Source organism: Fodinibius halophilus (genome assembly GCF_011059105.1).
Taxonomy (GTDB): Bacteria; Bacteroidota; Rhodothermia; order Balneolales; family Balneolaceae; genus Fodinibius; species Fodinibius halophilus.
In genome coordinates this window covers 1-11919 of the sequence record NZ_JAALLS010000009.1, presented here as the reverse complement: position 1 = coordinate 11919, position 11919 = coordinate 1, and the positions used below count along the sequence as shown (strand labels likewise).

General features: G+C 35.1%; 10 protein-coding genes. All 10 read left to right on the top strand.

All coding sequences use genetic code 11. The features are described from left to right. The first annotated feature begins 2 nt into the window (after positions 1-2). The 10 genes from G3569_RS08120 to wecB are packed head-to-tail and all read left to right on the top strand — an operon-like array spanning position 3 to position 11258. On the top strand, positions 3-1307 hold the full coding sequence (locus tag G3569_RS08120; protein ID WP_165267929.1) for an oligosaccharide flippase family protein: 1305 nt from the start codon (positions 3-5) through the stop codon (positions 1305-1307). Continuing rightward, complete coding sequence (locus tag G3569_RS08115; RefSeq protein WP_165267927.1) at positions 1307-2497, top strand: O-antigen ligase family protein; 1191 nt, start codon at positions 1307-1309, stop codon at positions 2495-2497. Before G3569_RS08120 ends, G3569_RS08115 begins: the two co-directional genes overlap by 1 nt. Positions 2498-2517: 20 nt before the next feature. Further along, positions 2518-3888: a phenylacetate--CoA ligase family protein gene (locus G3569_RS08110; RefSeq protein ID WP_165267925.1), complete on the top strand. Its 1371-nt coding sequence runs from the start codon at positions 2518-2520 to the stop codon at positions 3886-3888. Positions 3889-3891: 3 nt separating this feature from the next. Beyond that, positions 3892-5835: a heparinase II/III family protein gene (locus G3569_RS08105; protein ID WP_165267923.1), complete on the top strand. Its 1944-nt coding sequence runs from the start codon at positions 3892-3894 to the stop codon at positions 5833-5835. 3 nt (positions 5836-5838) lie between these two features. Further along, positions 5839-6717: a sulfotransferase family protein gene (locus G3569_RS08100; protein ID WP_165267921.1), complete on the top strand. Its 879-nt coding sequence runs from the start codon at positions 5839-5841 to the stop codon at positions 6715-6717. Between the two features lie 6 nt (positions 6718-6723). Continuing rightward, the gene (locus G3569_RS08095; RefSeq protein WP_165267919.1) at positions 6724-7743 is read left to right on the top strand and encodes a polysaccharide deacetylase family protein; all 1020 of its coding nucleotides are present in this window, start codon (positions 6724-6726) and stop codon (positions 7741-7743) included. A gap of 21 nt (positions 7744-7764) precedes the next feature. Continuing rightward, complete coding sequence (locus G3569_RS08090) at positions 7765-8466, top strand: WecB/TagA/CpsF family glycosyltransferase (protein WP_165267917.1); 702 nt, start codon at positions 7765-7767, stop codon at positions 8464-8466. A 5-nt stretch (positions 8467-8471) separates the two neighbouring features. Beyond that, positions 8472-9236: a methionyl-tRNA formyltransferase gene (locus G3569_RS08085; protein ID WP_165267915.1), complete on the top strand. Its 765-nt coding sequence runs from the start codon at positions 8472-8474 to the stop codon at positions 9234-9236. A 22-nt stretch (positions 9237-9258) separates the two neighbouring features. Next, on the top strand, positions 9259-10128 hold the full coding sequence (locus tag G3569_RS08080; protein WP_165267913.1) for a polysaccharide deacetylase family protein: 870 nt from the start codon (positions 9259-9261) through the stop codon (positions 10126-10128). 26 nt (positions 10129-10154) lie between these two features. Further along, positions 10155-11258 carry a non-hydrolyzing UDP-N-acetylglucosamine 2-epimerase gene (gene wecB / locus G3569_RS08075; RefSeq protein WP_165267911.1) on the top strand — a complete coding sequence of 368 codons (1104 nt, stop codon included), beginning with the start codon at positions 10155-10157 and terminating at the stop codon, positions 11256-11258. The last annotated feature ends 661 nt before the right edge of the window (positions 11259-11919 follow it).

Here is an 11919-nt window from a genome sequence, read left to right as displayed (position 1 = left end):
GTATGAAATATGAGATCTTATTAAAAAAAGTTATATCCCTTTTTAATAATATTAAGGACAAAGGATTTTTCCACTTCCTTTCGTCTAATTTTGTTGTTCATTTTGTAACCTTTCTTTCACAATTAATTGTAGCCCATTTATTAACTCCTGAAGACATCGGTCGAATAAAGTTGCTCCAAGTTTATACTAATTTAGGAGTTATCATCGCGGGGGCTGGTTTTCCGGTTGCTATACTGAAAATTTGTTCGGGGCCTAAACGTTCGGATCAAGAAAAAACGGATGTTTATATAAAGGGTGTTTTATTTACGACCTTATTTTCTGGACTTGTAATCTGTGCAATAATGATTGGATCTTATTTTCAGATATTTTCAATAGATCCAGAAGTAAACACCTTGTTTTATGTTTATGGGTTTTTAGTCTTACCGCTGGCATTAAACAAGCTTTTTATATCGGTCTATCAATCGAAGAAACAGTTTGTGTTATTAAGCAAACTCCAGGTATTAACATCTTCGCTTAACATCGTTTTTATTATAGGGGTTACCTATTACTTCTTAATATATGGTTATATTGTTTCCCTGATAGTTGGTTTTAGCTTGTCAGTTGGAATATTGATGTATAACACAGGGTTATGGGAAGAGCTTAAATCTGTTATACATTCATTATTTACTAAAATAGAAAGCTTCTCGGAGGATAAAGAGTTAAGAAACTATGCAGGCTATGGTATGGTAACAAATCTAATTGGCATAGCCTCTATGAATATGAGTTATTTGATTCTGAATTATTTTACGATAGATAGGGAAGAGTTTGGCTATTTTTCATTTGCATTTACCATTGTTATGGGATTACAGATCGTGATTACTTCCGTCCAGCGAATGGTAACCCCGTTCTTTTCAGAAAAATCGCAGGACTTTCAGGAATGGTACCGTGTATTTAAAAAATATAATCTGTTATTTTTGTTCTTATTGGCTGGAATTGCTGTTGCAGCTTATCTGATAGGCCCGCCGATTTTAGATTGGCTTTTTAATGGAAAATACAATGGTTCATTTATTTATTTAGAGTTGCTATTAATATATTGGTTTTTAAAGGGAGCCTATTCTTTAGTAGGGCCGGTCTTTATTGGACTGGGAAGGGTGGACTTGAATTTTAAGAATGTAACTGTAGCATTAATTCTTACCGCCCCGGTCGCATTTTGGCTAATTATGAAGTATGGTGTTTTAGGGGCTGCCTATTCGATGATTGTTCATTCTTTAATATCATTAGTAGTAGTTTATTCTGCTTTTGTAATGGTAATTAACAAGACAAAATAATGGCTAGATATTTTGTCATACTTTTATTAATAGCAGCTTGTTTGTTTGATAAACATTTCCAGATCCTATTTGGGTTAAATAAATTTCTGTTGGGAGAATTTATTCTTGTTGGCCTTACCTTAGCTTTATTTGCTTTAGTAGTTTACAGAAGAAAGATTGCCCAAACTAATGCATTGATATATTTATTATTATTTATACTAATGTTATATGGTGCTTTTATCAGTAATATTTTTGTTTCCATTGTGGGAGGGGTGTTTTTATTTAAAACATTGTTAGCCTACTCTGCTGGTTATTTTATTTATTCTCAGGAGGTTAATTTGAGGAAGGTATTATTTTTTCCTCTAATGATTGGTTATGCTACTTTATTAGTAAGTGTGCTACAATTTTCTGGTATTTTTGAAACAAATCCTTTTGGCATTGTACATCCTAATAATTTCGGGGATATAAATGGTATATTTAGCACCAAAAATAAAAATGCTCAGTTGATTGTATTTACATTTGTAGTACAATTGATAATTTTCAGACCGAAGAAAAAAATAGTCCGTCTAATATTTGGAGTATTATCTTTTCTTGTTGTATTGATGACAATGTCGAGACAAGGGATGATAATGTTTTTAGTCGCTATTTTTCTTATGAATCTTACTTATTTTAAAAATTATAAGCTTTATTTAACTACAGTAAGTGGAGTAATTGGTATCATAACTGTTTTTGTTATTTATCCTGAAATTTTTTTCGGATTAGTTCCAGAAGCTCAAAATATATTAGCTGGAGATTATTTTAGATTAATAACTTTTGAAAAGAGTTTAGAAGTTATTAAAGATTATCCAATTTTCGGGTTAGGGCCTGGCACATTTGGAGGTGCAGTTGCACATACTTTTTATCCTAAATTTAATGAGCTATATGGATTATTTAATTTTTGGATTAATAGTTCGATAGCACCTACTACAACTGATGTATTTTGGTCACATTTTATCGCAGAAGCTGGGTTAGTTGGTACTTTATTTATGATAATAATCTTAAAGAGAATTTATGATAAAATTGATATTCCAATTGATTATTGTAAGGCATTTAAAATATTACTAATTGCAACAATAATATTTTCATTTTTTTCAATGAATATGGAAGCGATTTTTACATCTGTAATTGTATTTTTCTTTATCGGAATGATTATAAAAAAATATAGTAGATAAGCACGTGAAAATATTAAAATTTGGTTTTTAGAGATATGTTGAGGGAAAACTTACCAGTAGACAATATTAGGGAAGTAATTATTAACCTTCCTAATTGGGTCAAACGGTATTTATTATATCTGAATACCAATCCCAACGTAATATTTGGGAAAGATTTTAAGGAGTACAGTAACTTTTTAGAAAATCAATGGAAATCGTATGATAATACTAATGATCTGCTTGAAATAGCAAATTATGCTTTAAACCAGACCCCTTATTATGCCAACCGGTATAATAATTTAGAGATTTCTGATATTAATGACTTCAGAAAGATCGAGACAATTTCAAAAGAAGATATTAAAGAGCATTTTGATCAGTTTATTTCAAGAGAGATAGATTTGAACAAGTATGAACTTGTTACTACCAGCGGAACAACGGGGAAGGCTTTAGAAATCTATTTACCTAAAAAACGATACGTATATGAATTGGCAACGAAATTCAAACTTTGGTCCCAAGTAGGTTATAACTATTCCATCAGGGGGCGAATGCGTATGTCGAGATTAGATGAAGGAAAAAAGTTTGACATTGATCCTATAAGAAGAAGTTATAACTTTGATGGTTTTCGACTCAATGACGAATATTTTTTTGAAGTCTATGAAATAATGAAAGAGAAGGATATAAACTTTTTCCACTGTTATACTTCCACAGGGTATGAGTTTGCTAAATTTTTAGAAAGAAATAATTTAGATCATTCCTTTATAAAAGCATTTATTTCTTCTTCCGAAAATGTTTATCAGCATCAAGAAAAATATTTTAAAAGAAATGGTATTACGCACTATAATTTTTACGGCCATACAGAAAAAATGATGATAGGAGGAATATGTCCCAATAGTGGTTATTATCATGTGGAGCCGACCTATGGATATTGTGAAATAATTGATGATCAAGGAAATGTAATTACCGAAAGAGGCCAAACAGGGCAAATTGTCGCTACTTCATTGCATAATTACGGAATGCCTCTTTTGAGATATGAAACAGGGGATTACGCAGAGTATCATGGAAGAAAATGTGAACATTGTGGCAGAGAATTACTGGTTTTGTCAAATATTTCAGGTCGTAAAGGTGAAAAAGTATATAATGCTGATGGTACCTTTGTAAGTACTACTTCTCTTACTATGCACGGTGATCTATTAAAAAAGATTGATGGCTTCCAGATGTATCAAGAGGAAATGGGACATCTGGAAGTACATATTGTCCCCAGTGAAAATTATAAAGATAATGATTTAAAATTATTTAAGACATTTTTTGAGAATCGTTTTAAATCGGACATGAAAATTGATTTAAAAACGAGAAAAAAATTGAAGAGGAAACCAAATGGTAAATTTTTGCTCTTAATGAGTTCAATAGATTGAAAAATGATGTTAGATAATTGGTTTTTTGCTCGTGCTCAATTAATGAGATGGCCGGAACTTTTTTTTTATAGACCAAAACAGTTAGTCAAGAGAAACTTCATTGACCGTTATTTCTCAACTAGTACTACTTCAGATGTAAAACTAAAAACTAACCCAAATTTTGAAGGTTCTTCTTTTAGTTCGAATTTTATAGAACTTAAAATTAAGACAGAAAAGGATTTAGATTGTTATTTCTTGTTTGGGAAAACTAAAGTAATTCTTGATAAACCAATTGAATGGCGCAAAGATTATAAAAATGATATTGTATCACCTATTAATTTTTATGCCGATATTTCAAGGCAGGATTTTAAAACGAATGGTGATGTAAAATATGTTGCTGAATTATCCAGGTTTCATTTCTTTCCATATTTGGCATTAAAGACAGCTAGTGACAATACCTATCTTGATGTCATAGAAAATCATTTGTCAGATTGGATTAATCAAAATCCATATTTAAGAAGTATCAACTGGTCGAGTGGAATTGAAATTGGTATTCGTAGTGTGAATCTAATATATACTCACCAGGTTCTATCCTCATTTAATATCTTAACTGATGAAATTGATAGGTTAGTAAAAAAGATTATTGCGCTTAGCTACACCTTTCTAAAAAGTCATTTGTCGAAGTACTCTTCAGGAAATAATCACAGGGTGGCTGAATTAACAGCTCTGGTGGCCATTTCATCGTATTTTACCTCTAATGAACTGAAGAGAAACCGAGAAAAGTGGAAAAATCTTTTTATTAAGGAAATAGAACACCAAACGCACACTGATGGTGTAAATAAAGAAAAGGCAGTACGCTATCATGCCGAAGTACTGGACCACTTTTTAAATGGAGTATTGTTTTTAGAGAAAGCAGATATTGATGTGCCTCAGATGGTTTATGATCAGCTGCAAGCAATGTTGGAATTTATAGACAGCTGTCATTATAACGGGAATGTTATTGAATTTGGAGATAGTGATGATGGACACTTGATTCATCCCTATTTTGACAATAACTATACTATTTACTCATCTTTGTTGCAAAGTGCCAGAATAAAATTTGGCCTGAATGTTGATTGTCCTTCAGATATAGATTTCAGGAATTACTTATTATTTGGGGATCAAGCTGAAAAAATACAAAAAGAGAAGGTTTCCCATTTAGAGTCTTCAAGAGATGATAAGCTATATACTGAGGGCGGATACTGTTTTATGTACGATAATGAGCAGAAGGTCAGAGTGATTTTTGATGTAGGCAAGATAGGAGATGATTTGACGTCAGCTCATGGCCACTCAGATCTGTTACACTTTACTCTTGAACTAAACGGGGAGCCAATAATTATTGATCCCGGAACCTATCAATATCATTCCAAAGATCGTAAATTTAGAGACTATTTTAGGGGGATTACTGCGCATAATACTATTTCAGTTAATGGCTTAGATCACGCTACACCATGTACGAGAATGGGATGGATTGACAGGCCAGAAATTGATATCCTTGAAACGGAATTCGGAAGTAAAAAAAGTATTTGTACCGGCCAACATGATACTTTTAGAAGTCACTCAACGGAGAACTCACATAAACGACGAATAATTTTTGATAAAAAGGCAAAAGTAATAACGGTCAATGATTGGCTTATTAAAGAAAATAATAAAACTGATACTTTATTCTTTTTCTTACATTTTAATCCAGCATTGGAGATAGATCACAATGGCTCAGAAATAGCATTATTTTCCCCAAAAAAATCAGGTGATAAAATCACTTTATCGAATAAAGTGTTTGAAAATGCAGAGATAATTAAGGGAGATAAGGAAAAGCCTTTTGGATGGTATTCACAATCATATGATTCAAAGATTGAGTCTCCGAGTCTAAAGTTGGAAATGGAGTTTGAGTCAAACTTGGAAATTGAAACTATTATTAAGTACGGTTAAGAGTTGAAAGAAATTATTTACATTCTGGGAGCCGGACGTAGTGGGTCAACCGTGTTAGCTACCGTTTTAAATGATCACAAAGAGATTACAAATGTTGGTGAGTTACATCACTTTTTTTCCTATCTGAAAAATAACGAGTTATGTTCATGTGGTCTTGAATTTGATTCCTGTACATATTGGGGATCGGTAAAGGAATCATTACCGCAAAAAATAAAAGACAATGTTGATGATTATGAACAATTAGCTCATCGCATGGAATATCATTCTGCTATACCCTTTTACTTGGTAGGGGCCAAGCCGGGGGGCAATTTCCAAAAATATCGAGAAGCCCAGGAACAAATAGTTCAAGCTCTCCAAACTGTGGATAGTCGATATGTGTTAGATTCAGCGAAATATATTGGTCGTTTTCTGGCGCTCCGGAAAATTTTTAATAGAAATATTAAAGGTATTTTCCTTATTCGTGATGTTAGGGGTGTTATTTGGTCGTTTAAAAAGAATGTGCAAACATATAGACCACCTTTAAGTACAATTTTATATTATTGGATAATCAATTCGTTGGGTCAAATGCTTGTTTGGCTTCTTCCCAATAAGCAGATTATTAAGGTCCGATACGAAGATATTGTAGATAATCCTAAGCAGACGTTTACTAATATTGGCGATTTTTTAGAAATTGATCTTTCAGAAACAATAAAAAAAATTGAAGAAAAGGAATCATTTGAAATTCCGCATTTAGTGGGAGGCAACAGGTTAAAAAAATCAGATGCTATTACGTTAAGAAAAGATGATAAATGGATAAAAAATATGTCGACCTTTAGAAAGATCGGATATTATCTTCTGTCATTCCCTTTAATGCTTATTAACAAGTATAAAATCCTTAAGTAAAACGTAATGAATATTGTACTTACGCTTGATTACGAATTATACTTTGGGAGCGAAACAGGTTCGGTGTCAACCTCAATAGTTGGGGCTACGGAAAAGTTACTTTCAGTCTTGGATAAATTTGATATCCAGGCGGTTTTTTTTGTGGATGTTGGCTTTGTGAAAAGATTAGCTGACTTCAAGTCTGATAATCCTGAGTTGCAGAAAGACTATGAATTAATTACAGATCAGTTAAAAAAGCTTTCAGAAAGTGGGCATGATTTGCAGCTTCATATTCATCCACATTGGGAAGACAGTGTCTATGAAAATGGAAAATGGAATATCGATGCCGGTCGATACCGTCTGGCCGATTGGTCAGAAAATAAGATTCGAGAAATTGTAGCATCCTACAAAAAATTTCTCGAACGATTTAGTGTAACTAATAACGTATTTGTTTTTCGGGCAGGTGGATGGTGTATACAGCCTTTTGAAAAAATTAAGAGTGCTCTTAAAGAAAATGGTGTTTGGTTAGATAGCACGGTTTATCAGGGGGGATATCAGGAAGATGAAGCCCGTTATTTCGACTTTCGAGGGGCGCCCACGCAAGCAAAATGGAACTTTGAGGATGATCCCTTAGACCCTGATAAGTCGGGAAGTTTTGTTGAAATACCTATATCTTCGTATAAAGTATCTCCCTTTTTTTACTGGAAGCTGGCTTTCACAAAGTTATTAGATAACCCCAAACACAAAACGTTTGGTGATGGTGGTCCGTTACCGGCATCAAAAAAGTGGATACTACAGAAGTTATTGTTGCCGTCAAATACGGTCGTTAGCATTGATGGCTATAAAGCTTCTTTTTTAGAAAGGGCATTTGACCTTTATCAAACTGATAAACCTGATGCAGATTTTGTAATCATTGGTCATCCCAAAGCACTGACGGAGTATTCACTTCAAAAGTTCGAGGAGTTTGTAGCGAAATATGAGGGACAGCATCAATTTCATACTTTTGATGGTTTACTAGAGGAAGGAAGCATTGAAAAACCTGAATAGAATTAATATCTCAATCAAATTATGTCTGACACTGTTTATTTGAATGATTATAAAACTCATCCTTTTACAAGTCGGAATGACTTTTTGAATTATTTGGGGGATGGGAATTTTCATAATATCCTAATTGCTCTTAATGCTGAAAAATTAATGAAAAATGATGAAACACTTCGAAGATTAGTTAATCAGCATATAGGGTATCCAGATGGAATCGGAACTGTTTTAGCTTTAAAACGGAAGGGATATGTTTCTGAAAAAATACCAGGGGCCGAATTTTGGCTTGATATTATTGAGAGACATTACAATAACAAAACATTTTACATGGTTGGAGGAAAACCAGAAGTGATTGAGCAAACAGTTGGACGTCTAAAAAAGGAGTATCAAGGTATTGATATAGTAGGGTATCGCGATGGGTATATGGATGATCAGGAAAAAGAGGAACTGGTAAAAGAGATTGAGGATAAAGAGCCTGATATTGTTTTTGTTGCTATGGGGAGTCCAAGCCAAGAGTTTTTAATGGAGAAGATGTTTGAAGTACATCCTGCATTATATATGGGATTAGGAGGAAGCTTTGATATTTATTGTGGACTTAAAGAACGAGCTCCAAAAGTATTTAGGAAAGTGGGATTGGAATGGTTCTATAGATTAATTACAGAGCCTTCCAGAATTCGCCGACAGATTGTTTATCTTCCATTTTTATTAAAAGTTATTACCAATAGGATTTAGATTTAATGAATGTTGTTATTCTTACCCAAGATGATCCTTTCTTTTTAGCAGAGAACCTGGATTATCTTTTATCTAATTTATCACCTGATGTAAAAGTAACCGGATGTGTAGTTTTTGGAGCTTCCCCGTTTGGTGGTAAAGAAAGTTTTTTGAGCAAGATTTTCAAAACCTGGAACATATTTGGCACTGGTTTTTTATTCAATTATGGGATCAGATTTTTGCGAAATAAGGTAGATCCCAATAAAAAAGTAAAGACTATACTTGAAAGACATTCTGTACCTGTTATCGAATTGGATAGTAGTATAAACTCACACGAGTCTTTAGAGAAGATAAAATCTCACGAACCTGATTTATTAGTTTCGATTGCAGGGAACCAAATTTTTAAAGAGGAATTAATAGATTTGGCTCCAGGAGGTTGCCTTAATTTGCACACTGCACTGTTGCCAAAGTATCGGGGATTAATGCCTTCTTTCTGGGTACTTAAAAATGATGAGGATTATACTGGGGTTTCCGTCTTTTTTGTTGATGAAGGTATTGATAGTGGTCCAATTTTAGTTCAGAGGAAATTTGAAATTGGAGATAGAACGCAGCAAGAATTAATTCAGGAAACAAAGAGGTTGGGAATGAATGCCATCATTGAAGCAATTGATTTGGTAAAAGCAGGTGATTATGAGCTTATTCCAAATCCTGATGAGGAAATGACTTATTATTCGTTCCCTGAAAGGGAAGATGTCATAGAGTTTTGGCAGCAAGGAAAAGCATTTTATTAAAAAATAGAGATCAGGTAATAAATTGAAACATGCTTTATCATTTGATATAGAAGATTGGTTCCATATCTCGGGAATACCACATGTTGAACGACGTGGAAATTGGGATTCGTTTTCTCCTTCTATCGTTGAGGATAAGACGAATCTAATTCTTGATATCCTCAATAAATATGATGTGAAGGCAACTTTTTTTGTTTTAGGTTGGGTGGCCGAAAAATATCCTGCTGTGGTTAAAAGAATTGCTGAAGAGGGTCACGAGATTGGTACACATGGTTACTGGCATTATAGGGTTAATACTCTTTCGAAAGAAAGATTTAAAGATTACCTGAAACAGTCAGTAGATATCTTAGAACAAGTAACAGGTGAAAAAGTTAAAGGTTATCGAGCGCCTTCCTTTTCAATTACGCCAGGTACGGAATGGGCTTTTGAGGTTATGGATGAGGTTGGATTACAATATGATGCCAGCTTATTTCCTGCTCAGCGTGGCCATGGTGGTTATAATATTGATCAACGTCCACAAATACTTGATTCTTCAATAACTCAAACCAACTTTGTCCAATTACCAATGAGTGTGTTGGGCTTTGGCAAAGTTAAAGTACCATTTAGTGGCGGGGGCTATTTACGTTTTTGGCATGAGAAAATATTGAGATATGGATTTTCTAAATTAGAAGAAGATGGGATACCCGGAGTTGTTTATCTTCACCCAAGAGATTTTGCTCCCGATTGTCCGCGTGTGAAGATGTCACCAATAAGGAAGTTCAAATGCTATGTTAATCTTCATACGACCCAGAGGAAATTAGAAATGTTGCTTGAAAACTATGAGTTTAGCACATGTGAAAAGGTATTAAAGGAATGGTTTCAAGTTGAGGACTTAAACGTTTTACGAAGAAGTTAATTGTAATTGAAGTTAAAAATTCACCAATGAAAATTATGAATGTGGCCAGTGCCCGGCCGAACTTTATGAAGGTGGCACCGCTGTTAGAGGAATACAAAAATCATGAAGAGATAGAATCACAACTGTTGCATACCGGTCAGCATTACGACTACGAGATGTCCAAAATATTTTTTGACGAGTTAGGGATTCCCAAACCGGATTTCCATCTGGGCGTTGGCAGTGGTTCCCATGCTGAGCAGACCGCCAAGGTTATGGTAGAGTTCGAAAAAGTATTGCAAGAAGAACAACCCGACTGGGTGGTTGTAGTTGGGGATGTGAATCCGACCATGGCGTGTACCATTGTTGCCAATAAAATGGGAATAAAAGTTGCACACGTTGAGGCGGGTTTGCGGAGCTACGATCGTGATATGCCCGAAGAAATTAACCGTGTACTTACCGATAGTATTGCAGACCTGCTGCTGACGCCTTCTATAGACGGCAATATGAATTTGATCAAGGAGGGGATTCCCGAGGAGAAGATTCGGTTTGTGGGGAATATTATGATCGACACGCTTTTTAATATGCGAGAGCGGTCGGATGAATCTACCATTCTTGGCGATCTTGGTATTGATAAAAAGGGATATGGATTGGTAACCTTGCATCGTCCTTCCAATGTGGACCAAGAAGATACCCTGTCTAACTTTGTGACTATTTTAGAAGAAACATCTAAAGATCTGTCGCTGGTCTGGCCGGTACACCCGCGATCGAAAAATAATGCCGAGAAGTTTGGGCTTTGGGATCGATTGCAAGATATAAAGGATTTACATCTGCTTGAACCGGTGGGTTATCTGGATAATGTTTGTCTAATGAATAATGCTCGGCTGGTGTTAACCGATTCCGGCGGTATACAGGAGGAGACGACTGCGCTGGGCGTACCATGTCTGACGGCCCGGGAAAATACCGAGCGTCCCATTACCATTACTGAGGGCACGAATACGCTGGTGGGTACTGATCCGGATGTGATTTTGGATCATATCGAAAAGCATTTGCAAAACGGGATAGCTGGAAATAAGGATCTTCCGAAACCGCTTTATTGGGATGGAAATACGGCGAAGCGAATTGTGAAAGCTATTTTGGAAGCTTCTAACTAAAATATGATTAGCTGCAATAATGGCGATGTCCATTTTTTGTCAGCATCCGCCGAAAGTCGGACCAGCAGAGCTGGAAGAACCAAAAAACTGCTGGGGGAATCGTAGATTTTGTTCTTATTAAAGTTTTCAGCACTGGGATAGTTCTTCAGCGTTAGTACTTATGCTAAGAACATGCTTCCCGCGATTCGCCCCAGACCCCGGTATAAAACCCGTAAAGTTGGCAAAAAAATTAATGTCCCTCTTGAAGAAGAGGGAATGAGGGTGATTGAAGGAAAGGGCTAATTGTAGAATTAAAAATAAGCTATGGCTAGCAGGGTAGATGCTTTTTAATGGCCCTTGTTTTATGAGAAATGATCAACATCAGGGAGTGGTACAAAATGCATATTCAATATCCCTTGGCTACAGTACATAATTCTTATGCCCAGTTGAAACCCGTGAAGGTGTCAAAATGTAAACCGTCCTAATAATTGTGAGCGAAAACGAAGGAAGCGGTTGTGCATTTTGTACCGGTGACAACCTTATTAACTGGCTTGATATTTGGAAGGATCATCAAAATGAACGCTTCCTGTAGATTGAGCTGAATCACAATTTACAGACGGTCAATTTTTTGGTTCGTTTTTTCTTGATTGCTGTGTTCAATCCATTAATGCAACAGAGGCTG